This is a genomic window from Bacillus sp. AM1(2019) (assembly GCF_009906915.1).
Classification (GTDB): Bacteria; Bacillota; Bacilli; order Bacillales; family Bacillaceae; genus Bacillus; species Bacillus velezensis.
Genome location: NZ_CP047644.1, coordinates 3,439,210 through 3,463,122 on the forward strand (window position 1 = coordinate 3,439,210; position 23,913 = coordinate 3,463,122).

At 49.8% G+C, this 23,913-nt stretch carries 22 protein-coding genes; 2 read left to right on the top strand and 20 right to left on the bottom strand.

Annotated features, from left to right (window positions below):
• Positions 1 to 283: 283 nt before the first annotated feature.
• From cysI to GNE05_RS17085, 4 genes are all read right to left on the bottom strand, one after another.
• Positions 284 to 1,999, bottom strand: a complete 1,716-nt coding sequence (gene cysI, locus GNE05_RS17070) for an assimilatory sulfite reductase (NADPH) hemoprotein subunit (RefSeq protein WP_025649282.1) — start codon at positions 1,997 to 1,999, stop codon at positions 284 to 286.
• Between the two features lie 27 nt (positions 2,000 to 2,026).
• Positions 2,027 to 3,835 (bottom strand): assimilatory sulfite reductase (NADPH) flavoprotein subunit, encoded by a 1,809-nt coding sequence (locus GNE05_RS17075; protein ID WP_160183021.1) that lies wholly within the window; start codon positions 3,833 to 3,835, stop codon positions 2,027 to 2,029.
• A 174-nt stretch (positions 3,836 to 4,009) separates the two neighbouring features.
• Positions 4,010 to 6,325 carry an RNA polymerase recycling motor HelD gene (gene helD, locus GNE05_RS17080; RefSeq protein ID WP_160183022.1) on the bottom strand — a complete coding sequence of 772 codons (2,316 nt, stop codon included), beginning with the start codon at positions 6,323 to 6,325 and terminating at the stop codon, positions 4,010 to 4,012.
• A 169-nt stretch (positions 6,326 to 6,494) separates the two neighbouring features.
• Complete coding sequence (locus GNE05_RS17085; protein ID WP_007410017.1) at positions 6,495 to 7,103, bottom strand: trimeric intracellular cation channel family protein; 609 nt, start codon at positions 7,101 to 7,103, stop codon at positions 6,495 to 6,497.
• A 222-nt stretch (positions 7,104 to 7,325) separates the two neighbouring features.
• Here GNE05_RS17085 and GNE05_RS17090 point away from each other — a divergent pair, with 222 nt between their 5' ends.
• Positions 7,326 to 8,126, top strand: coding sequence for a zinc-dependent metalloprotease (locus GNE05_RS17090; protein WP_015418210.1), 801 nt, complete (start codon positions 7,326 to 7,328; stop codon positions 8,124 to 8,126).
• A gap of 33 nt (positions 8,127 to 8,159) precedes the next feature.
• Here the strand turns inward: GNE05_RS17090 and GNE05_RS17095 are convergent, their stop codons facing one another.
• From GNE05_RS17095 to csoR, 6 genes are all read right to left on the bottom strand, one after another.
• Positions 8,160 to 8,579: a disulfide oxidoreductase gene (locus GNE05_RS17095; protein ID WP_160183023.1), complete on the bottom strand. Its 420-nt coding sequence runs from the start codon at positions 8,577 to 8,579 to the stop codon at positions 8,160 to 8,162.
• Entirely contained in the window at positions 8,569 to 9,240 is a 672-nt protein-coding gene (locus GNE05_RS17100; RefSeq protein ID WP_060561955.1) for a disulfide bond formation protein BdbD, read from the bottom strand. The genes GNE05_RS17095 and GNE05_RS17100 overlap by 11 nt, the downstream gene beginning before the upstream one ends.
• A gap of 117 nt (positions 9,241 to 9,357) precedes the next feature.
• Positions 9,358 to 11,469, bottom strand: a complete 2,112-nt coding sequence (locus GNE05_RS17105; protein WP_098081750.1) for a heavy metal translocating P-type ATPase — start codon at positions 11,467 to 11,469, stop codon at positions 9,358 to 9,360.
• A 149-nt stretch (positions 11,470 to 11,618) separates the two neighbouring features.
• Complete coding sequence (locus tag GNE05_RS17110; RefSeq protein ID WP_095060542.1) at positions 11,619 to 14,048, bottom strand: heavy metal translocating P-type ATPase; 2,430 nt, start codon at positions 14,046 to 14,048, stop codon at positions 11,619 to 11,621.
• Positions 14,049 to 14,131: 83 nt separating this feature from the next.
• Positions 14,132 to 14,338: a copper chaperone CopZ gene (gene copZ, locus GNE05_RS17115; RefSeq protein WP_015240581.1), complete on the bottom strand. Its 207-nt coding sequence runs from the start codon at positions 14,336 to 14,338 to the stop codon at positions 14,132 to 14,134.
• 75 nt (positions 14,339 to 14,413) lie between these two features.
• The gene (csoR, locus tag GNE05_RS17120) at positions 14,414 to 14,719 is read right to left on the bottom strand and encodes a copper-sensing transcriptional repressor CsoR (protein ID WP_013353610.1); all 306 of its coding nucleotides are present in this window, start codon (positions 14,717 to 14,719) and stop codon (positions 14,414 to 14,416) included.
• 138 nt (positions 14,720 to 14,857) lie between these two features.
• Between csoR and GNE05_RS17125 the strand changes: the two genes are divergently transcribed.
• Positions 14,858 to 15,898, top strand: coding sequence for an oxidoreductase (locus GNE05_RS17125; protein ID WP_022553792.1), 1,041 nt, complete (start codon positions 14,858 to 14,860; stop codon positions 15,896 to 15,898).
• A gap of 45 nt (positions 15,899 to 15,943) precedes the next feature.
• On the opposite strand, the gene GNE05_RS17130 is transcribed toward GNE05_RS17125, so the two are convergent.
• The 10 genes from GNE05_RS17130 to GNE05_RS17175 all read right to left on the bottom strand — a co-directional run bounded on the left by GNE05_RS17130 (position 15,944) and on the right by GNE05_RS17175 (position 23,831).
• Positions 15,944 to 16,579, bottom strand: coding sequence for an FMN-dependent NADH-azoreductase (locus tag GNE05_RS17130; protein WP_015240584.1), 636 nt, complete (start codon positions 16,577 to 16,579; stop codon positions 15,944 to 15,946).
• A 193-nt stretch (positions 16,580 to 16,772) separates the two neighbouring features.
• Positions 16,773 to 18,101 (bottom strand): LLM class flavin-dependent oxidoreductase, encoded by a 1,329-nt coding sequence (locus tag GNE05_RS17135; RefSeq protein WP_160183024.1) that lies wholly within the window; start codon positions 18,099 to 18,101, stop codon positions 16,773 to 16,775.
• Complete coding sequence (locus tag GNE05_RS17140; protein WP_095060538.1) at positions 18,098 to 18,385, bottom strand: glutaredoxin family protein; 288 nt, start codon at positions 18,383 to 18,385, stop codon at positions 18,098 to 18,100. Before GNE05_RS17140 ends, GNE05_RS17135 begins: the two co-directional genes overlap by 4 nt.
• Before the next feature lie 11 nt (positions 18,386 to 18,396).
• Positions 18,397 to 19,404 (bottom strand): LLM class flavin-dependent oxidoreductase, encoded by a 1,008-nt coding sequence (locus GNE05_RS17145; protein WP_017418912.1) that lies wholly within the window; start codon positions 19,402 to 19,404, stop codon positions 18,397 to 18,399.
• The gene (locus tag GNE05_RS17150) at positions 19,401 to 20,180 is read right to left on the bottom strand and encodes an amino acid ABC transporter ATP-binding protein (protein WP_007613788.1); all 780 of its coding nucleotides are present in this window, start codon (positions 20,178 to 20,180) and stop codon (positions 19,401 to 19,403) included. Before GNE05_RS17150 ends, GNE05_RS17145 begins: the two co-directional genes overlap by 4 nt.
• Entirely contained in the window at positions 20,177 to 20,884 is a 708-nt protein-coding gene (locus tag GNE05_RS17155; protein WP_014418887.1) for an amino acid ABC transporter permease, read from the bottom strand. The genes GNE05_RS17150 and GNE05_RS17155 overlap by 4 nt, the downstream gene beginning before the upstream one ends.
• A gap of 15 nt (positions 20,885 to 20,899) precedes the next feature.
• On the bottom strand, positions 20,900 to 21,622 hold the full coding sequence (locus GNE05_RS17160; RefSeq protein ID WP_007409997.1) for an amino acid ABC transporter permease: 723 nt from the start codon (positions 21,620 to 21,622) through the stop codon (positions 20,900 to 20,902).
• Positions 21,623 to 21,644: 22 nt separating this feature from the next.
• The gene (locus GNE05_RS17165; RefSeq protein ID WP_014418888.1) at positions 21,645 to 22,457 is read right to left on the bottom strand and encodes an amino acid ABC transporter substrate-binding protein; all 813 of its coding nucleotides are present in this window, start codon (positions 22,455 to 22,457) and stop codon (positions 21,645 to 21,647) included.
• A gap of 25 nt (positions 22,458 to 22,482) precedes the next feature.
• Complete coding sequence (locus GNE05_RS17170; RefSeq protein WP_014418889.1) at positions 22,483 to 23,295, bottom strand: amino acid ABC transporter substrate-binding protein; 813 nt, start codon at positions 23,293 to 23,295, stop codon at positions 22,483 to 22,485.
• Positions 23,292 to 23,831, bottom strand: a complete 540-nt coding sequence (locus tag GNE05_RS17175) for a GNAT family N-acetyltransferase (protein ID WP_003151702.1) — start codon at positions 23,829 to 23,831, stop codon at positions 23,292 to 23,294. The genes GNE05_RS17170 and GNE05_RS17175 overlap by 4 nt, the downstream gene beginning before the upstream one ends.
• Between the last annotated feature and the right edge of the window lie 82 nt (positions 23,832 to 23,913).

A 23,913-nucleotide genomic window follows, 5' to 3' on the forward strand; every position in this document is an offset into this window, starting at 1 on the left:
GGAGCCGATGATCGGGCAGATTCAATATATTTTCCGCACGCAACCATTCTTCTTTTATTTTACCCGTTTTTATTTAAAATTTCTCATAACGTGCTCACGGCGAACTTTTTTTGCCTTCAGCTACATTTTTTCCGGAAAAAGAAAAAGCCTGTTTTCTCTGAAAACAGGCTTTTTCGCAAGCATCGTCATCTGTTTCATGACGCGGTGCAGCGTTTATGCTGCTTAGTAAAGGATAGAGAACGCACCGTCAGTGTGTCTCTATCCTTGGTTTTAAGTGCTCATCTTATTCGTGAAAATTCGTGCCGTCTGTCGTCGCTTTAATGATGCCCGCGCGGATGACGAAATCGCCGAAGTGTTCGCCTTCCTCACGCTCTTTCGCGTAGCGCGGGAGAATGGTGCGAAGCTCACTCAGAATTTCCTCTTCACCGATATTTTCCCGGTACATTTTGCTCAGACGGCTGCCGTCAAACGCCGCTCCTAAATACATATTATATTTTCCGGGCGCCTTTCCGATAAATCCGATTTCGCCGAGCGCATGGCGGGCGCAGCCATTCGGGCATCCGGTCATACGGATGGTGATTTCTTCATCCCGCAGCCCGTTTTCGTCAACAATGTCTTCAATCTTATCAATCAATTTCGGCAGATACCGCTCGGCTTCGGCCATGGCGAGCCCGCATGTCGGAAGCGCGACGCAAGCCATTGAACTGCGGCGGAGGGCGGAATGCTGCCGGCCGTCTGTCAGACCGTATTGTTCGATTAATGCGCTGATTTGTTTCTTTTTCTGGCTCGAGACATTGCCTATAATCAGGTTTTGATTAGAGGTGAGACGGAAATCTCCCGTATGGACTTTGGCGATTTCACGTAATCCCGTCATCAGCTTGTAATTCTCATAGTCCGTGACGCGGCCGCCTTCGATAAACATCGTAAAGTGCCATTTCCCTTTTACACCCTTCACCCATCCGTAACGGTCGCCGTTATGGTCAAAATGATAAGGTTTCGCTTCATCAAGCTGCCAGCCGAGGCGGTTTTCCAGCTCGGCTTTTACGTTTTCCAGCCCGAGACGGTCAACAGTGTACTTGAATCTGGCATTCTTTCTGACGGAACGGTTTCCGTAATCGCGCTGAATCGTAATGGTTTTTTCCGCTACATCATACAGCTGCTCCGGTTTGCAGAAGCCGATGACTTTTGAAAGCTGCGGATAAGTGGCCGTATCGCCGTGCGTCATTCCCATACCGCCGCCGATTGCCACGTTGAATCCGATAAGACGGCCTTCCTCCACGATGGCAATGAAGCCGAGATCTTGAGAAAAGACATCGATATCATTGGACGGAGGCACGGCGATTCCGATTTTGAATTTCCGCGGCAGGTACAGCGGCCCGTACATCGGTTCCGTTTCCGTGTCAGGAGTGCCCGCCACACGTTCCTCATCAAGCCAGATTTCATGATAGGCTCTCGTGCGCGGAAGAAGGTCATCGCTCAATTTCTTCGACCATTCGTATACTTCCGCATGAATTTCAGACTGGTACGGATTTGAAGCGCACATGACGTTTCGGTTGACATCTCCGCAGGCCGCAATGGTATCAAGCAGCGCCGCATTGATTTTCTGAATCGTTTTTTTCATGTTCCATTTTAAAATTCCGTGCATTTGGAACGTTTCACGCGTTGTCAGCTTCAATGTATTGTTTCCGTATTTTTGCGCCAGTTCATCCATGACAAGCCATTGTTCCGGAGTTGAAACGCCGCCTGGCATCCGAACGCGCAGCATGAACTGATAAGCCGGTTCAAGCTTTTGTTTTTGACGCTCATTACGGAGATCGCGGTCATCCTGCAAGTAGCTTCCGTGATGCTTCATCAGCCGGTTGTCTTCGTCCGGGATGCCGGCTGAAATCCGGTCGAGCATGACTTCTTTCAATGTGCCGCGCAAATAATCGCTTTTTTCTTTAATTTCCTCAACATCACTTGGAGGGCCTTCCGGCGCTTTTAAAATGTTGTTCACCATGCTGAATAAGCTCCTTTCAAACCAAAATCAATATACGTCACGCTGATAGCGTTTTTTCTGCTGCATGTCTGCCAGGAAGCTTTCCGCTTTTTCACGGCTCATGCCGCCTTCTTCCTGAATGATATCGAGAAGCGCCTGGTGCACGTCATGCGCCATATGCTGTTCATCACCGCAGATGTATACGGCGGCTCCCTGCTGCAGCCATTCATACAGCTCTTTGCTTTGTTCTTTCATGCGGTGCTGCACATATACCTTTTCCTCCGAATCCCGAGAAAAAGCGACGTCCATTTTTGTGAGAACACCGTTTTGCAGCCATTTTTGCCATTCCGTCTGGTACAGAAAATCAGTGACAAAGTGCTGATCCCCGAAGAACAGCCATGTTTTCCCTTCAGCTCCGGTTTCTTCACGCTCCTGCATAAAGGAACGGAACGGCGCGATGCCTGTCCCCGGCCCGACCATAATGACCGGTGTACCCGGATTTTCCGGCAGCTTGAAGTTTTGGTTGTGCTGAATGTAAATCGGAAGCGTATCTCCCGGCTGAAGTCTTTCCGCACAAAGAATGCTGCAGACGCCTTTTCGTTCTCTGCCGTGCGCGTCATATCTGACCGCTCCGATTGTCAGATGCACCTCTTCCGGATTCGCTTCTAAACTGCTTGCGATCGAATAGAGCCGGACCGGCATTTTACGCAGGATGGAAAGAAAGTCTTCCGCGGAAGCTTCCCACGGACCGAAATCCCGGACGAGATCAAGCAGATCACGGCCGTTGATGTATGCTTTCAACTGCTCTTCGTTTCCTTCGGCCAGAAGTTCACTCAGCTTTTGGTCAGCCGTAAACTGTGCGGCCTTTTGCAGGAACGGTTTTGTTAAGACGGTTATTTCAAAATGAGAAGTAAGCGCATCTTTCAGCGGGAGGCGCTCTCCTTGTTTATTCACCGCCACTTCCTGTTTCGGGTCCCATTTCAGCTCATTGATCAGCTCATCCACGAGCGCCGGATCATTTTCCGGATAGATGCCGAGGCTGTCTCCGGGCTGATACGCGAGGCCCGATCCTTCAAGCGAAAGCTCGAGATGGCGTGTTTCTTTATTCGAACCGCGTCCGTTCAGATTGATGTTCTCAAGAACCTCCGCCCGAAACGGATTCGTTCTGGAATAAACGGATTCACCGAGAGCCGGCGTCTCAGCAGGCGCTTCGGCTGTTTGATTTCCCGCTCCTTCATTCAAACCGCCGATGACCGCGTCAAGCCATTCCGAAAACGGCTCATCATAATCAAGATCGCAATCAACCCGCGGCGCAAGCTGGGTGCCGCCGAGCTCTTGAAGACGCTCGTCAAACTCTTTGCCGGTCTGGCAGAAAAATTCATACGAGCTGTCCCCGAGCGCCAAAACGGAGTAACGGAGCGCTTCAAGCTTCGGCGCGCGTCTGCCGTGAAGAAATTCATGAAAGGCCAGCGCGTTATCCGGCGGATCGCCTTCTCCGTGCGTGCTCACCACGATCAGTAAATTGTTTATTTTTTTCAGATTATTCGGCTTAAAATCGTTCATCGACGCGACGGTGACCTGGAATCCCCGTTCCTCAAGCGTCTTTACCGTCTGTTTCGCAAGACCTTCCGCATTTCCCGTTTGCGATCCGTATAATACGGTCACTTCTCTTGAGACTGCCGGGCTTTCTGCAGGAGCCGGAGCAGCGGGTGCGGCTGTTTCACCGGATTCGGACCGGGCCGCAGCCAAATAACCGCTCAGCCAGATTTTCTGTGATTCTGTCAAGGTCGGCAGAAGGCGGTTAAGGAGCTCTGCCTGCTCCTGATTAAACGGACTGTTCATGACCTGAAGTTGCAACGATATCCACCTCACAAGGAATTAAACGTAACGTACGTTATTTCTATAGGAATTGTCAAAATAATATTCTAATTGAAACTTTACCGAAAGTTTGTATGTAAGTAAAATATATAATCATGATGACAACGATTAAGATTACTAATGATAAAAAGCCCTTTGCACTTGGCAAAGGGCTTACACGAATAAGCCGGCGGGCACTTCTTTTATAAAAGGAGAGGGTTCTCCCGGAGACAATACGGTCAGATGATGCATCGCCCGCGTACAGGCCGTATATAACAGCTTACGGTCATGTTCGCTTTTGTACTGGACAGCAGAGGCGTCAGCGGCAATGACGGCGTCAAACTCAATGCCTTTTGCCAAATAAACGGGAATGACGCATACCCCTTTTTGAAAAGGCTGGTTTTCTTTATTGATCAAGCGGACACCGCTCTCGGCGCTGACCGCCTGAAACACTTTTTTGGCTTCCGCGGCCGTTTTGCAGATGACGGCGACCGTCTCCCAGCCTTTTTGTCTGAGCTCCCGGATTGTATCCGCCAATTGTTCCTGCCGCGCATTTTCTGTATCCGTCCGCAAAACACGCGGTTTTTCCCCGTTCCGGTTAAAAGGCTCAATGTCATCGCCGTCAGCCAGCAGCGCTTTCGTAAATTCAACAATCTGCCGCGTCGATCTGTAAGTCCGCTTCAGGCTGACATACTTTTCTGCACCATTGCGAAAGCAGCCGGCGAGGGAAGAAGGGCCCGTAATGGTGTGGGCATAAATCGACTGGCTGACATCACCGAGCACCGTCATCTTTGCAGCTGGGAAGATGCTTTGAATATACGTGAGCTGAAATGGGGAATAATCCTGCGCTTCATCAATGAAGACGTGCTTCATTTGTGTGTTTTTTCTTTTTCCTTCTAACAGATCCTGCAAATACAGATACGGAGCGGCATCTTCATACGGAAGTGACCGTTCTGCAAATGCTTTTCTGGTCAAAGCGCCGATTCTCTCCCAATGATCGGGCTTTTCATCAGCTCCCCAGTCTGAAAACAGCCGGAGATACATCCGTTTTATATCGAGAAAGCCGAGCCGTCTGACGGCCTGCTTAATCGGTTTAAAGGCTTTGCCGACAATAATGGCGCCAAGCAGCCGCTGTTCGCGCTGATGGTCGTCAAATACAGGTTCATCATCTGCCGCCTGCTTCTTGAGTGTTTGATAAACCTCAGCATAGTCTTCCTTATCAAGCAGCTCGCTCTCCTGCAAGACCCATTCCTTCTTACGCTCCTTTTTTTCGAGAGCGCTGATTTCCGCGAGAAGCCATTCCGCTGTCAGCTCCGCTCTGTTCGGAATCGGCAGCTGCTGATCAAGCGAATAAAAATAGGCTTCAATCCGTTCTTTTGAAATCAGGATGTCTCCCCGGAAGCTGATCTGTTTACACATCAGGCCCGAGCCGGAAAGCGAGCCGGCATAGCGGTCAATCATGGCCTGGAAAGCTGATGACGCTTTGTAAGCAACGGCTGCGAGCCTTACGGAAAGTGCGTCCTGATTTTGTTCAGTCAGGCAATATTCAAGCTGCTCGTACGGGCTTTCACAATCAAACTTTCGTCCGAGCCGGCGGATGATATATTCCTGAAAGGTGGCCTGCTCCATATTCTCTTCTCCCAATTCCGGCAATACGGCGGACACATAACTGTTGAACAAAATGTTCGGGGAAAACAATACAATCTGACGGGCATCAAGCACCCCGCGCCCGCGGTACAGCAAGTAAGCGGCCCGCTGAAGCGCCGCGGATGTTTTCCCGCTTCCAGCGGCTCCCTGAACGATGAGATATTTGCTTTTTTCATCCCGGATGATTTCGTTCTGTTCTTTTTGGATGGTTGACACGATGTTTTTCATATGCTGTCCGGAATGGCCGCTCAGCACCTCTTGCAGCATTTCGTCACCAATCGTCATATCCGTGTTAAACATCGCTTTAAGCGTCCCGTTTTTAATGATAAACTGCCGCTTCAGTGTGATGTCTCCCTCTATCGTTTCTTCGGGAACTTCATAGCGGGCTTTTCCCGGGGAATATTGATAGTAAAGAGATGAGATGGGCGCGCGCCAATCATAAATGAGAAATTGCTCGTTGTTTTCATCCATCAAAGAAGTCAGCCCGATATAAATCCGCTCGGAAGAGGACTCCCCTTTTTCCGTAAAATCGACACGGCCGAAGTAAGGAGAGGTTTTCAGCTTTTGGATTTTTTGAAGCTGCCGGTATTGAAGCCGATGCGTCCGTTCACGTTCTGAAAGCATTTCTGCCTGCTGTTTAATGCTTGAAAATGTCTCAGCCGCTTCGTGGGCGTCATCCATATTCACGGTGACTTCATCCCAAAACGTTTTTCTCAGCCCGACAATATCCTGCTTCAATCCGCCCGATGAGGCTTCAAGATGAGTTTGTTTCTGTTCCAGTTCCTTCATGACAAAATTGATTCTTTCCTGCTCTTCTTTCCACTCTTTATCACGTTTTGCCATCAGCGGCACCTCCGACATCAAGCTGACAAATCCGGCTTTCATCATACAAACATATATGCAACATATTATTCAGCATTATGGTCAAATACCCTTTTTCTTATCATATCGGGCGTCTTTTTTTATCAGAAGCCGTTATGAAAAAAACCGATTTCTTTATGAAATCGGTTTTTTACTGATCTATATGATAGGAACGATTCGGCAGGCGCCACCTGAACACATAACTGCAGATGCGGCATGCCACAAGCACAAGAAACAGCACATACAAACCGGCGGCATCCCCGGCCCAGCCGAGGCCCACGATTAACCCTCCGAGCGCGGCCCAGACTGCATAAATTTCCGCCTTGAGCACAAGCGGCTTCCTGCCCGCGAGCAAATCCCGTATGATGCCGCCCCCGCTGCCGGTGAGGACCGCTGCCGCAATCACCGCACTGAGCGGATGGCCCATTTTCACGGCATATAAAGCGCCTTGGATGGCAAACGCCGAAAGCCCGATGGCATCGGATAGGTTGCCCCATTTACTCCAATGCCTTAACAGCAGCTTCGGAAACAAAAAGACAATCGTAACTGATGCGAGAGCGATTTGAAAAAACGCGCCTTGCTCCCACAAGGCGGAGACCGGAACACCGATCAGCAGATTTCGGATCGCTCCTCCGCCGAACGCCGTTACAATCCCCAAGATATACACGCCTAAAATATCATACTCCTCTTCCATCGCAACAATCGCTCCGCTGACCGCAAACGCAATGATGCCGATTACACTAAGCAGCTCCCAGGCCATTCCATATGCTCCTTTTTATTTGTTAAATTTTCTGACGACCATTAGATTTTATAATCGCTTTCTCTTAAAATCAACCTTATTTTTGAAAGATTCTGATTCCTAACCCGGGACAACCTCACTCGCAACGGCTGGGAGCAAGAACATTTACCTATTTTATACTATTTTGGGAGGTTTATTGGAAGTTTCATTGAATACTTTCTCTAACAAAAAGGGGGTTATGAGATGAAAATCAGTTCACTTGTTTTTCCTGTTTTATTGGCCGCCGGATTAATTCCCGGCCTGCCGTCAGCCGAAAGCCATACGCATTCGCACACTCATGCTGAGCCGGCGAAAACGGTGTATACGGACCCGCTTCCGAAAGCCGATCATTTTAAAGATCTGAAGGGCCCGGTCCAAGTCGAACAGACGGTTGATACAAAAATTCTGGATGAAAACGGCAAGCAAGTCGGCACGAAACGATTCAATGCCAATGTCAGTCAGGATAAAGCCTCAACTAAAGCCAGCACGGGCAGCCAGAAGGTCAGAGTTTTGGCGGTGGCGGACGCTGAATACCGCGCCAAATACAGCGACTGGCAAACGCGAATCGTCCAGATCGTGGAGCAGGCGGATGTTGCTTTTAACCGTGATCACAACATTGATTTCGTCGTACAGGCCGTGCAAGCTTGGAATTCCTCCGGCTCAAACAGTTCTCAGATTTTATCGAATCTCCAAGGCAGCTTCAGAAATCAAAATTATCATTTTGTCGTCGGTTTTACCGCAAAATCAAGTTTTGACGCCGGCGGGATCGCGTATGTATATAACGGCAAACCGAGCGGCCCGGCTTTCAGCGTGAACCTTGATCAAGGAACGGCCAACACGGCGAAAGCGGCACAGCACGAGTTTTCCCATAACTTCGGACTTCAGCATGACGCCCAAGGCAGCGGCATCCGCTGCGTCATGAATTATGATTATGCCTATTCCGTGGATATTTGGGACAGCTCCCATAACAGACAGATTGAGACAAACAAAGCTTGGTACAAATAATAGAAAAAGAGCCGCTCCCATGGAGCAGGCTCTTTATTTTGCAGTGCGTTCCGTTTTGACAAAACACATGCAAATAATAATGAGAATAAATGCCGTCAATGCCAGGAAAGGAATGGTAATGAAACCGAACCAGTTTATATATTCAGATGAGCAAGGCACGCCGTAGACACACGGCTTGATGCCGCTGAAACTGGGCACCTTCTGCTCAAGGTAATGCATGATCGATATAAACGCGCCGATGACGGCCATCGGCAGCACGTATTTTTTTACGCGCGTGTCACCCTGGAAGGTGGCGGTTCCTAAAATCAGGACAAGCGGGTACATGAGAATTCTTTGATACCAGCACAGCTCGCACGGTATGAATTTTCTGATCTCGCTGAAATATAGGCTGCCGAGCATGGCAGCAAGAGCTATCACCCAAGAAGCATATAGAAATACGATTCTATTTTTCATTTTTCAGCTCTTTCTTAATCGTTTTTGAAATCTCATCATAATCAGAGAATTCTTTAATCACTTTGTCATTTACGTAAATCGTCGGTGTCGCCGTAATGTTTAATTTATCATTCAGGTCAGTGTCAGCTTTCAGCTCTTTTGCAAAGGTTTCTTTATCAAGGTTTTCCTTCAGCTTGTCAGGATCAACCTTTTTCGCGGTGCTTTTGACCGTTTTTTCAAGCAATGCAGGCGTGACCCATTCCTGTTCGCTTGACGGCTGCTGTTCAAACAGCTTTTCATGGAATGCCCAGAATGATGCCGGGTCTTCCTTCCACACCTCTTCTGAAGCAAGAGCCGCCAGACGCGAGCCGCTTCCGTGGTACATGACGTTCACAAATGAAAATTTCACGTCGCCTTTATCGATAAAATCTTTTTTGATTTTCGGAAAGATATCGCTGTTAAATACTTTGCATGACGGACACTTGTAATCTCCGAATTCAACTACCGTAACAGGGGCGCTGTCTTTGCCAAGCACGGGCTGTCCTTTAATGGAAGGCTGTTCGGCGACTGTTTCGCCCGCTTTTTCCGTTTGGTTGTTAATAATTACGATGGCCGCAAATAAAACGACAACGATTAACGTCAGAATCACCGCAAATTTCGCAGACGATTGTTTCTTTTTCACTCAGACACCTCATTGTTTTTAAAATAAAAAAGAAGCGGATGCCGGATGGCCCGCTTCTCTATTTTACCAAGACAACCTTGTTTAAGAAAACCCTGAAAAACGAATTATCTTTGACAATTATTCCGCTTTCACTCTCATGACGCGCATCGCGTTGGCAACGGCGATCAGCGTGACGCCTACATCTGAAAAGACCGCTTCCCACATGGTGGCGAATCCGAATGCGCCAAGCAGGAGAAAAATGATTTTTACGCCTAAAGCAAATCCGATGTTCTGCCAGACGATCCGGCGTGTTCGGCGTGCAATCCGGATGGCTTCGGCTGCTTTTGACGGCTGGTCTGTCATCAGGACGACATCGGCCGCTTCGACGGCGGCATCAGAGCCGAGAGCCCCCATGGCAGCTCCGATGTCAGCTCTGGCAAGCACAGGCGTATCATTAATCCCATCGCCGACAAACATCAGTTTTTCATTCGGTGAAAGCGCCGCTTCAAGTTCTTCGACGCGGTCTACCTTGTCACCCGGCAAAAGCTCTGTGTACACGTCATCAATACCGAGCTCTCGGCCGACAGCTTCTCCGGTCTGCTTTGAATCACCCGTCAGCATCACTGTCCGCTTCACGCCGAGCGCTTTTAAATTGGCAATGGCCTGTTTGGCGTCCTCTTTGATTTCATCGGCGATCACGATCGCCCCCGCATACTGCTGATCAACGGCGACATAGACGACGGTTCCGTTGTTTTCAGCTGTGCCGGAAGCGATTTGTTCTTTTGCCATCAGTTTTTGATTTCCGGCTAAAATCGTTGATCCGCCGGTTTTCACCCGAATGCCGTGTCCGGGTATTTCTTCATATTCTTCAATCTCCTCAGCCGCGAGCGGTTGATTGTAAGCTTCACGGATGGAAGAAGCAATCGGATGATTGGAATGGACTTCCGCAAGCGCGGCCGCATGAAGCAGGCTGTCTTTTGTAAATCCCGCCGCCGGCTTGATATCAGTAACGGCGAAATTGCCTTTCGTTAAGGTTCCCGTTTTATCAAACACGGCGTATGCCACCTGATTGAGCGCTTCTAAATAGTTGCTGCCTTTCACGAGCACCCCTGCTTTAGACGCAGCTCCGATACCGCCGAAAAACCCGAGCGGAATGGAGACGACGAGTGCGCACGGACAAGAAATCACAAGGAAAATCAGCGCGCGGTACACCCAGTCGGATAGCGCGGCTGAAGGCACGAGAAGCGGCGGTAAAAAGGCGAGAAGCACCGCAACAATGACAACGGCCGGTGTATAGTACTTGGCAAACTTCGTAATAAAGTTTTCCGTTTTCGCTTTGCGTCCGGCCGCATTTTCGACCAGATCCAATATTTTTGACACGGCAGAGTCTTTATATCCTTTAGAGGTTTCAATATGAAGCACGCCGTTCTGATTCATAAATCCGGCCATCACATCTTGCCCCGGCTCCGCTTTTCTCGGCACGGATTCGCCCGTTAAAGCGGATGTATCAACCATCGAAGAACCGCTCAGCACCTTTCCGTCCAACGGAATCCGTTCTCCGGGATTCACGACGATGACCTGTCCGACTTTGACGTCCTGCGGCGGAACGGCAGTCATGCCGTTTTCCGTTTTCACATTGGCGTACTCAGGACGGATGTCCAATAACGCGCTGATCGATTTTCTGGATCGGCTGACGGCCGCTCCCTGAAACAATTCACCGATTTGGTAGAACAGCATGACCGCGACGCCTTCCGGATACTGATGAATCATAAATGCGCCGATCGTGGCAAGCGCCATCAGAAAATGCTCATCAAATACCTGGCCGCGGACAATGTTTTTTCCCGCTCTGGCTACGATATCGCCGCCGATAATCAAATACGAAGCAAAAAAGAGCAGAAACTCAAGGACGGCGCCCGTGTGCGCGAAGTAAGCGATGACGGCCAAAACGGCTCCCGCAGCCAACCTCACTAACATCAGCTGCAGCTTTTTGCGGTATTCATCCTCGCCGGGTTTGTCTTCGTGCTTCGAACGAACGGTCACATGAGGATCAATGGACTTTACTTTTTTCGCGACTTCGTCTTTCATCCATTGCTCGTTTTTGCCGCCGGCTGAGACCGTGATGGTGCTTGCCGCAAAATTGACAGCACAGCCGTCGATGCCGTCAATGGCTTTTACGCCGTTTTCTATTTTTTTTGCACAGTTGCTGCAATCAAGTCCGTCTAATACAAATTCACCTTTGGCTGCTTTCATTTTCGACTCACCCTACTTTCCGTAATAGGATTCCCATAACATCAATACAGCTAAACGAATTTATATATATGAACATATACTCATATATGTGTTTTCTCTATTATATGCAGGCTTTGAATAAAGTGTCAATAAAAAAGACAAAACAGGCCTCAGCCCATTTTGTCTTTTTTCACCTTCTGTAAACGCAAAGCATTAAGCACGACCGATACTGAGCTGAACGCCATGGCAGCGCCTGCCACCCACGGGGCCAGAAAGCCGGACGCCGCAATCGGAATGCCGATGCTGTTGTATCCCAATGCCCAGCCTAAATTCTGCTTGATGTTTCTCATGGTCAGCCTGCTCATGCCGATGGCGTCGGCAATGCCGTTCAGGTCACCGCGGATCAGCGTAATATCCGCCGCTTCCATTGCGATATCTGTGCCGGTGCCGATGGCCATTCCGATATCGGCCACAGCCAGCGCCGGAGCATCATTGATGCCGTCACCGACCATCGCCACGCGCCGGCCTTCTTTTTGCAGCCGGGAAATTTCCGCCGCCTTTTGTTCGGGAAGCACTTCGGCGATCACGCTGCCGATGCCCGCGGCTTTTGCAATGGCTTCCGCGGTCTTTTTGTTGTCACCGGTCATCATGATGACGTCAAGCCCCATATCATTCAGGCGTTTCACCGCGGCCGGAGATGTTTCTTTGATTGTATCGGCGACTGCGATAAGCCCCGCCGCTTTGCCGTCTGCCGCAATAAGCATCACCGTTTTTCCTTCCGCCTCCAAGCGGGCCATTTGCGGAAGCAGCGCCTCATGTTCAATGTGTTCTGATTCCATCAGCCGTCTTGATCCGGCTAGAATCGTTCTGCCGTCAGCCTCGGCGTATATTCCGGAACCGATCCGGGCTTGGAACCGGGTGATTTTCGGGATGGCAATCCCCCGTTTTTCGGCTCCTGACACGATGGCTTCTCCAAGCGGGTGCTCTGATCCCGTTTCGGCGGCCGCCGCCAGCCGCAGGAGTTCCTCTTCGTTCATTCCCTCTGCCGGCACGGCGTCTGTCAGAACAGGTCTGCCGTTTGTCACCGTTCCTGTTTTATCCAGTACGATTGTCGTCAGACGCTGTGTTTTTTCTAAATGCTCTCCGCCTTTAAAAAGAATGCCGAATTCAGCTGCGCGGCCGGAGCCCGCCATAATGCTCGTCGGAGTGGCGAGCCCGAGTGCGCACGGACAGGCAATGACAAGCACGGCGATGAATTTGCCGATCGCTTCAGAAAACTGTCCCGGCGCCGCCCATACATACCAAATGAGAAAAGTCAGCACGGCCAGCCCCAGCACAATCGGGACGAAAATGCCTGAAATGTGATCCGCGAGCCGCTGAATGGGGGCTTTTGATCCTTGGGCTTCTTCCACGATTTTTATAATGTGTGCAAGCGCGGTATCTTTCCCGACATTCACCGCTCTGATTTTGAGAAAGCCGTTTGCATTGATCGTCGCCCCGGTGACGGTGCTTCCGGGAGACTTATCGACAGGCATGCTCTCTCCCGTAATCATCGATTCATCAATTGCGGAATGGCCTTCAATCACTTCGCCATCGACAGGGACGCGTTCTCCCGGTTTCACGTATACGATGTCCCCCGTCCGGACCTCGTCAATCGGAATCACCTGTACCTTCCCTTCCCGCTCAACCGCCGCCGTCTTCGCCTGAAGCTTCATTAACTTTTTAATCGCTTCTGATGAGCGGCCTTTCGCTTTCATCTCTAAAAGCTTTCCAAGCAAAATCAAAGTCAGCAAAATGGCGCTCGTTTCATAATAAAGCCCCTCAACATGTCCGTCTCGTCCGAGAGACGCAATCGTCATGTACAGGCTGTATGCGTAAGCGGCCGTCGTTCCGAGCGCAACGAGAACATCCATATTGGCGCTTTTGTTTCTCAGCGCCTTGTACGCTCCCGTATAAAAAGGCCAGCCGATGACGAGCTGCACCGGGGTGGCAAGCGCGAATTGCAGCCACGGATTCATCAGGATATCCGGCATCCAGATAAAAGAAGTAAAAGAAAAATGGCTGACCATCGACCATAGAAGCGGAAAGGAGAGAACGGCAGAAAATATCAGCCTGATCAGCTGCTTTCGCTGCTCTTTCTCCTTTTGGGATAATCCGCCGCCTCCATCAATCGCTTTCTTCTCGTCTAATCTGTAGCCGAGTTTTGCCACGGTCTCTTTCAGCTCTTTCGGTGTCACCTCTTTCGGATTGTATTCAACGGTGACCGTTTCCAGAGCGAAATTCACCGGTGCGCTGTCAACTCCCCCTATTTTGTTCAGGCGCTTTTCAATCCGGTTGGCGCAAGCGGCGCATGTCATGCCTTCAATCTGAAACTCGGCTTTTTCCGTCACGACGTGATAGCCGAGTTTTTCAATTTTTTCTTTTATGGCGCTTGCTTCGATTTTGTCAGGGTGATAGGAAATGTTTGAAGTCTCAAGCGCAAGATTGACGGAAGCATCATTGACGCCGTCCATCCGTTTCAGCCCTTTTTCAATTCTTGAAGCGCAGGCGGCGCATGTCATGCCCCCCACTTGAATGGTCATTTCTTTCGGTTCACTCAATGTCCTCATCTCTCTTCATAAACCCCAGGGGGGTATAAATATGATAAAAGAAAACCGCGCCCGTTTCCGTAGCGCGATAAATCCTATACGACGTCATAACCTTGATCTTCAATCGCGTCTTTTATATCTGATACGGAGACTTTGTTCTCATCAAACGTCACATCCACCTGTCCGGCTTCCAATTTCACCTGAACCGCCGTCACTCCGTTCAGTTCTCCTACTCCGGTCTCTACTGCTTTGACGCAGTGCTGACAGGACATGCCTTCGACTTGCAGTGTTTTTTGTTCCATGATGATTCCCTCCACGTCTTGTTTTTTCTTCTTCATGTTACCATACCCCTGTAGGGTATTTCAAAACATTTTATTTTACGATTTTGCGATTTTTTTCACAACGTCAAGCAGCTCGGCAATCGCCTGCTCCCCGTTTCCGCTCTCAATGGCGCCGGCTACGCAGTGATGGGCGTGATCTTCCAGCAGATGAAACGCGACTTTCTGCATGGCTGCCTGTACGGCTGAGATCTGCACAAGAATATCCACGCAGTATCGTTCGTTCTCCACCATATTCTGAATGCCCCTGACCTGGCCTTCAATCCGTTTCAGCCGGTTCAGGATCTGGTCTTTTTCTTTGGCGCTTTTATGATTTAACGATTGATGCTCGGTATGTTTGTCCATTTTCCACCTCGGTTTTTTTCTTCGTTATCTTCATTATACAGACTTGAAAATCCGGTGTAAAAAATTTTCAACACACAAGTTTTACCAGTACACCCGCGGGGTATATATTGTTATCACATATCAAGAGGGGGAAATTCATTGAAAACGATACAGGTTGGCATATTGGGATATGGTTTGTCGGGTAAAGTCTTTCATGCGCCGCTTTTGGACGTCCTTGATGATTATCAGATCAAAAAAGTCATGACGTCCAGAACGGAGGAGGTCAAACGTGATCTGCCGGGGGCTGAAGCCGTGCGCGCGATTGAAGACATTACCGGTGATCCTGACATTGACCTCGTCATCGTCACGACACCGAGCGGAATGCATTATGAATCAGCGATGAAATGTCTACTGGCGGGAAAACACACCGTCGTGGAAAAACCGATGACGGCGACTTCAGCAGAAGCGGAGGAACTGAGAAGAACGGCTGAAGATAAAGGCGTCTTACTGAGCGTGTACCACAACCGGCGGTGGGACAATGACTTTTTAACGATACAAAAGCTGATTCGGGACGGGGCGCTTCAAGACATTCATACATATCAAGTCAGCTACGATCTATACAACCCGGTTGTACAGGAAAAATGGCGCGAAAAGAACGGACCCGCCACGGGAACGCTGTATGATCTCGGTTCACATATTATTGACCAGACACTTCTGCTTTTCGGAATGCCGGAATCCGTCACCGCACATATGATGAAGCAGCGGGACAACAGCGAAACCGTTGATTATTTTCTGGCCGCCCTCCATTACGGCAAGCTTCAAGTCATCCTTCAATCCGGCTCCATGAATGCGGCAAGCGGCCCGCGCTATCAGATTCACGGACGGAATGCTAGCTTTATCAAATACGGAATGGATGGGCAGGAAGATGCGCTTTTAGCGGGCAAAAAGCCGGTTGACGACAGCTGGGGCGCCGATGATCCTGACAACTTCGGAGAGCTGACAACCGCAGCGGATGAGAAAAGGCATACAGAAACAATCCCCTCTGAGAACGGCTCTTACCTTACGTACTACAAACTGCTGGCAGACAGCATCTTAAACGGAAAACCGCTTCCCGTTACGGCAAAAGAAGGCATCGATGTCATCCGTGTCATTGAAGCGGCGATGAAAAGCAGCGAACAAAAACGGACGATTGCCCTTTAATATGAAAAACCTCCCAGCCGTGTCAGCTGGGAGGTTTTTTTAAGATCAGAATGATTTTCCGGCTTCTTTCGCGCGGGCAATCGCATCTTCTTTAATTTGCTGTGCTTTATTCGGTTCAGCATTATGGCCTTCAACGATTAAACCGTCGAAAGAAGGAACGCCGAAGAAGTTCATCATGATGCCGATGTAACGGTGGCCCATTTCCATGTCAGCCGCCGGCCCTTCAGAGTAATAGCCTCCGCGCGCCTGAATGTGGAGCGCTTTTTTGTCTGTCAACAGACCGATCGGGCCTTGCTCTGTATATTTGAATGATTTTCCGGCTACAGCCACAGAATCAAGGTACGCTTTCATAACAGGCGGGAATGAGAAGTTCCAAAGCGGTGTGACGAATACGTATTTGTCAGCTGCCGCGAATTGATCGCTCAGCTCGTTCAGACGGCTGACTTTCGCTTTTTCGTTTTCAGAAAGCTCTTCAAAACCTGTGCCGGATTGAAGTTTTCCCCAGCCGCTGAATACATCCGCGTCGATATGAGGAATGTTCTCTTTGTAAAGGTCGATATGTACAACCTCATCATTCGGGTTTGATTCTTTATAAGAATCGATAAACGCTTTTCCTGTCGCCATGCTGTAAGATGTCTTTTCATCATGAGGATGAGCAGTGATATAAAGTACTTTTGCCATTATAAACAGCCCTTTCGTTTTCAGATTACACACACATTTATTATGAAATATGAATGTTTTTTTATACTGATCAGTTCTGTAATAATTATAGTTACAAAAAAATCATTTAGCAACAATAATATCTCGAAATCAGTATATTTTTTTGAAAAGGCTGTAATGACGGGAATGGCAAGCAGCAGAAAAAGCAGAAACCTCAGTTTCTGCTCAAAATCGGATTGGGTCTGCAGGCCGGAATATCCAATCCGAGATTCCCCCGCAGTGTATCGGCCGGATAGCTTTTTCGGTACAGCCCCTTTTCCTGAAGGATCGGTATGACTTGATCCACAAAGGCTTCAAGCATGCCCGGAATGTCAGAATGAATAATAAATCCGTCCGCCGCTTCCCGCTGAAACCATGTTTCAATTAATGACGCCACACGTTCCGGTGTCCCGATAAAATGGGTTCGCGGAAACGCGGCTTCGCGCGCCACTTGACGCAGCGTAAGATTCCGGGCTTTCGCCTCTCTTTTGATACGGTCTGTCGTGCTTTGAAACGCGTTTTTCCCGACGTCGCCCAAATCAGGGAACGGCTCATCCAGCGGAAAACGGCTCAGATCATAATCGTCAAAAAATCTGGCCACATACTTAACAGCGTTCTCTATCGGAATCAGCTCGGCGAATTCTTGGTATTTCGCTTCCGCTTCTTCTTGTGAGCCGGCTATAATCGGACTGATTCCCGGAAAAATCCGCAGCTTGGAAGCGTCCCGGCCGTATTCCGCCGCCCGCTTCTTCACATCATCATAAAAAGCTTTCGTTTCCTCAAATGAATTGGAGTGCGTAAAGACTGCATCTGCATTCCTCGCGGCAAACGACCGGCCGGTTTCTGAAGACCCCGCTTGGAAAACAACCGGCTCTCCCTGTTTGGACCGGCCGATATTCAGCGGGCCCTCCACTTGAAAATACTCGCCTTTGTGATACAGGCGATGCAGTTTGTCAGGGTCAAAAAACTGCCCGGTTTCTTTGTTGCGGACGAAGGCATCTTCTTCCCAGGAATTCCACAGACCGCGCACCACGTCCACATGTTCCTGGGCGATGGCATAGCGCCGGCTGTGGTCGGGAAGGCTTTCTTTGCTGTGATTGCGCGCGGCTCCCGCCTGCGGAGAGGTGACGAGATTCCAGCCCGCCCGGCCGCCGCTGATATGGTCAAGAGACATCAGCTGTCTTGCGATGGTGAACGGCTCAGTGAACGATGTGGAAAATGTGCCGATTAAACCAAGATGGGTTGTAGATGCGGCAAGCGCCGATAAAATAGTGATCGGCTCAAACCGATTTAAGAAGTGCGGGATGGACTTTTCAGAAATGAACAAGCCGTCCGCAATAAAAGCAAAGCTGAACAGCCCTCTTTCAGCAGTCTGCGCTTTTTGCCTGTAAAACGCTGCATTCGTGCTTGCTGTCGGATCGGCGTCGGGATGACGCCAACCGTCCGTTGTGCCGCCGACACCGTGAATCATAGCTCCGAATTGAATAAGATCCGTCCGGCTCATTTTCTCTCCCCCTTTTTCCCCTCGTAATCGGCAAGCGCCCGTTCTACATGTTCAATGCCGACTTGAATAACGGCCTGATACACACGGCTGTCACCGCTGCCGATTTCAACGACGGGGACATGACGGATGCCGTACTTCGTCTGCAGCACGTCGCGCAATTCATCCCGCTCTGTCACATCAATTGTTTCGTATGCAACGGCTTTTTCCCGCAAATATCCTTTCACTTCATCGCAATAGGAGCAGCCCTGTTTGCTCCAGACCACTACGTTTACTTCATGACTCATGTTCATCCCTCCTATAATTGTGGGGCCGGCTGCACCGCTTCGCTTAACAGCCGGTAAGACAATCGTTTTTCCTCAGCGTTTTTGATAGGCGACAAAATCACAAAATCAGTAATGCTGTATTGAACGGATAATCGTCGCAGCTCGGCGGCGGTCTCTTCTTTTGTCCCGGCAATCACACCCGTCTTTTGTGTAATCAGCTTATATGGCTGCGTGACTTGTTCAAGAAACGCTGCCGCTTGTTCCCGGGAACCGACATTCATCTTTTTGCCGTCTTCGAGAATGATTTTGACCGACTCACGCGATACCACGTGTTTTTCCGCTTCTGCTTTTGTATGCGCGGTAAATACCATCGGCGCAAGGTGAAATTCCGCCTTCGACCCTTTCGGCAGATGCTCGTCAAAGGCGTGGCGCGCTTTTTCTAACGCAGCCTCTTCACCGTTTATGAAATAGGCGAAAACGAAGGAAATGCCGAGTTTGGCCGCGGATATCGCGCTTTCCGTGCTGCCGCCGAGCAAAAAGATGTCAGGCGCATACTCAGTATGCGGCGCCGGCCGCAATGACGCGTAGCGGTGCGAGTCCGGAAAATCATTTCGGATGAAATGAGTCAGCTCCTCAAGCTTTTCTTCAAATAAACGGGCGGGCTGAATAAGCTCCCGCTGCAGCGCATCGGTTGACAGCTGAAATCCGCCGGGCGCTTTGCCGACACCGAGCGCCACACGGCCGGGAGCAAGGGCGGACAGAACCCGGAACTGCTCCGCCACTTTATAAGGACTGTAATGCTGCAGCATCACCCCGCCGGATGCGAGACGGATTTTTTTCGTGCTTGCGGCAAGATACCCCAGAACAATTTCCGGAGCTGATCCTGCTATCTCTTCATTGTTATGATGCTCCGCCGCCCAGAAACGGTCATATCCGTATTGTTCGGCCTCCTGAGCCAATTTCACCGTTTGCCGCAAGGCTTCTTCTGCGGTTTGGTTTTCCGCGGTGACACTTTGGTCTAAAATGCTTAAACGAATCATACGACAGGCTCCTTTATGCGCTCTTTTATGTCATAACCGTAATCAGGCAGCACGCGGCGGAGGAACTTCTTCGTTCTTTCTTTTTTCGTCTTGTAAAAGACTTCCTCAGGCGTTCCTTGTTCCACGATTGCTCCTTCATCCATAAACACAATTTGGTCGGACACTCTTCTGGCAAACTCCATTTCATGTGTGACAATAATCATGGTGGCGCCGGTCCGCACAATGTTAAGCATCACCTCGAGCACCTCGCCGACAAGCTCCGGATCGAGGGCCGCGGTCGGTTCATCAAACAGCATCACATCAGGATGAATGGCAAGCGCCCGGGCAATCCCGACCCGCTGCTTTTGTCCTCCCGACAGTTGATTCGGATAAGCGTGCAATTTATCCTGAAGCCCCACCTTGGCCAGTTCCCGCTCGGCAATGGCGTACGCATCTGGTTTTTTCATTTTCCTTGCGACCGTCAGGCCTTCCATGACATTTTGAATCGCCGTTTTATGCGAAAACAAATGATATTGCTGAAAAACCATCGCCGTCTGTTTCCTCAGTCTGAGAATGTCTTTTTTGGCAGGCTTTTTGCAGTTAATGACTTCACCGTGCAGCGAAATGGCGCCCTCATCCGGCCGCTCAAGTAAATTAAGGCAGCGCAGAAAAGTGGTTTTCCCGGAACCGCTCGGGCCGATGATGGTCACGACTTCTCCTTTCCGGACACTTAAATTGATCCCCTTTAGCACGTGATGACTGCCAAAATGTTTCTGAATGTTTCGGATTTCGATCATAATGCGCCTCCTTGATATCTGGCTGCCCTTTTTTCCGCCAGACTGTTTACAGCTTCGAGAATCAGCGTTAATCCCCAATAAATCACGGCCGCCCCGATAAATGCTTCCAGAAATGCATAGTTATCGGATGCCGCAATCGTCGCCGTTCCTGTAATTTCAGGCACTGCAACAATTGCAGCGATGGAAGTGGTATGCAAAAAGCCGATGCCTATGTTGGTGAAGTTCGGGAGAGATATCATGAACGCCTGCGGCAGAACCACGCGCCGAATCATCTGTCCCCGCGTCAGGCCGATTGAATATGCCGCCTCCGCCTGCCCTGTATCGACGGCCATGATCCCGGATCGGAGAATTTCCGTCATATAAGCGCCTGCCGTTAATGACAGTGCCATGATGACAAACACGGCGACCGGAATCTGATTGGCCGACCAGCCGAGATGAAACGCGCGGCTGAATTGATCGGCAATCAGCGGAATCCCTAAATAAATCAGCATAATATGGAGAATCGCCGGGGTGCTGCGGAAAAAAGACACGTAAAACGATGAGCAGGCCAGCAGCCATTTGATGCGGAATATACGCACCGTGATATTGCCGAGAGCTATGAAAAATCCGGTGATAATCGGAATGACCGTCATCGCCAATGTAAGCGGAACGGTTTTCACCATTTGTTTTATCGCAGTGCCGATAAACGGAATGTCCAGCTCCACTGTTCTCCCTCCTTTTCAGCCGTGCGCGCTCATGTCAAAAACCGTCACAAGGCGCGTCTCATCTTTCTTGATTCGTTTTTCGGCCCATCTGAAGACACATTCAAATAAAAGGGCGGCCGCATAATACAGAACAGAAAGCGAGATATACACTTCTAAAGAATGATTGCTCGATGTAATCAAGGTCTGTCCTCTGCCCGACATATCCATCACCCCGATCGAAAAAGCGAGTGATGTATCTTTTAAGAAACCGATCACCATATTCCCGATGTTGGGAAAGGCCTGCACAAGCGCCTGCGGCAGAATGATGCGCCGGAATGTCTGCCCCCCGTTCAGCCCGATGCTGAACGCCGCCTCCGCCTGCCCGCGGTCGACGCTGTTCACACCTCCCCTGATGATTTCGGCCGCTCTTGCCGCGCTGCTCAGCGCATACGTGGCGATGGCCGCATACAAAGGGTCCATTTTGGAGGTATCAATTCCGGCGAGCGCCGTGAGCGCCGGAATGCCGTAAAATACAATGAACAGCTGCACCATGATAGGCGTTCCTCTGAAAAAAGAGATATACAGCTTCGCAAACTGATTCAAAACGGGAATGCGATAGATGCGGGGCAGCGCCAAAAGCAGCCCCAATAGAAAGCCGAACAGCAAAGACACCGCCAATATATACAGCGTGACGGGCAAATACCCGAGCAATGTCGGCACAAAGGACGCGATCATACTGATATCAAACGCTTTTTCCATTGCCGATCCCTCTCTTTTTCACTTAATATTGCTCCTTTGAATAATCCGCGCCGAGCCACTTTTCACTCAGCTTTTTAAGCGTGCCGTCATCAATGATTTCCTGCAGGGCTTTATCAATGTCATCGCTCAGCGTTTGTTCATTTTTGTTAAACATAAAGAACACTTTGGCATTTGACAGCACCCCGCCGACTGTTTTTTCTTTGATCGCGCTCGTTTTGTTTTGGAAATCGACGGCAAACGGCGTAGAAATCGTCGCATCGGCGCGGCCGGATTTCAGCTGATTGGCCGCATCGTTTGAACCTTGGCCGGCATAAGCGATTTCAAACGGACTGCCGTGTTTTTCATTCCATTTTTTCAGCACAAGCGCGCCGTTTGACGTCGGACTCGTAATGACCCGCTTCCCTTTCAAGTCATCAATGCCGTGAATGTTCCCGTTTTCTTGAAGCACCGTGATTTTCAGCGGGAAGTTGTTATACGCGACTTGATTGAACAGAAATTTTTTCTCCCGTTCGGCGCTTTTCTCCATTTGATGGGCTACGATATCGACTTTATGCTGGCCGAGGCTGACAAGCAGGTTGGAGAAATCCATCGTTTTAAAAGTGAAACGATAGTCCGGCAGGCGCCTGTCAAGCTCTTTCACCAGCTCAACGTCGTAGCCCGTCAATTTGCCTTCATCATCAATAAAGCAAATATTCGGAAATTGAGTTCCCGTGCCGACCGTGATGTTCTTCACGTTTTTCTGATTGCCTGATGCCGCCTCCCCGCCCGCGCCGCAGGCTGATAACGCCGCCGTTGCGGCAATTGTTAATGACATGACCGCCAGTCTTATTTTCATGTGATCGCCCCGTTTTCTGCTTCAGTTATTTCGTGAAACTTGATTTTGAATAATCCGCGCCGAGCCATTTTTCACTCAGCCTTTTCAATGTGCCGTCCTTCTCAAGCTTTTGAATCGCCCGATCCGTATCGTCCGCCAGGGTTTGGCTGTTTTTATTGAACATAAAATACACCTCGGTATCCAGCAGCACATCACCGACCGTTTTTTGTTTGAACGCGTGCGTCTTATTTTGAAAATCGACGGCAAACGGCGTGGATACGGTGGCGTCAGCGCGTCCCGTCTCAATTTGGTTTGCTGTATCATTGCTGCCCTGCCCGGCGTATTTCAAATGTATCGGGCTGCCGTGGGTTTTGTTGTATGCCGTCATATAGTCCGCCGCGTTTGACGTCGCGCCGACGATGACGGTTTTCCCTTTTAAATCCCGGAGCGTGTGTATCGCGTCATTATCCGCCTTCACCGTGATGTACATCGGCGAGTAGTTATACGGGATCTTGTGATACAAAAAGCGTTTCTCCCGTTCCTTATTTTTCGCCATATTGTGCGCGATCACGTCAATTTTCCTGTTTCCGAGACTTGTGAGCAGATTCGAAAAATCCATCGTCTTAAAGACAAATTTGTATTGCGGCAGCTGTTTATCAATGGCTTTCATCACTTCAATGTCATAGCCGGTCAGCTCGCCTTTTTCATCCATAAAAGCAATGTTCGGAAAATCAGTTCCCGTGCCGACAATGACGGTCTGCACGCCGCTCCCCGCTTTTGTGCTTTCTCCTTGCCCGCACCCGGCCAGCACGCCGAGCAGCAGAAGCAGACAGCCGGCTCTGATCCGTTTTTTTATCATTGCGCCCAGCTCGGTGTGCCTAACAGCGACGCGTCAAACCGCTCCGGTATGAGCACCTTTCTCATCATGACTCCGATGTCTCCGTCTTTCTCCTGCTCAAAATACACTTCATACCCCCTCCGTCTGTACATATCTACAAGCCAGGGATGCTTGCGCGCCGAAGTGCCGAGCGTGATGGCCGGGGCCTTCAGCGTATCCCGCAGCACGTGTTCTTCCACATAAGTCAAAAGTTTGCTGCCGATGCCCTGCCCCTTCAGCTCAGGAAGCGTCGCAAACCACCAGACAAACGGATATTTTGACGGAGGCGTGTCACTCTCCCACGGAAAACGGATCGTAATTGTTGAAAGAAGCCGTCCGTCCCGTTCGAGCACGACGGCTGAATGATTTTCAATATTTTCTGTTACCATATCGATGTCGGCCCGCGCCGACGGCCAGTCAATCTCCAAATTGCGGATCGGCTGAAACGCGCTGTACAGCAGCTCTAAAAACTCCGGCGCATCCTTTTTCTCAGCCAATCGAAAAATGTCTTCACTCATTCAAGTCACTCTCCCCGCAAAAATATATAATTCCAATTTGTTTACTAAGCTTTGATTGTTTATACTATAAAGCAAACTGATT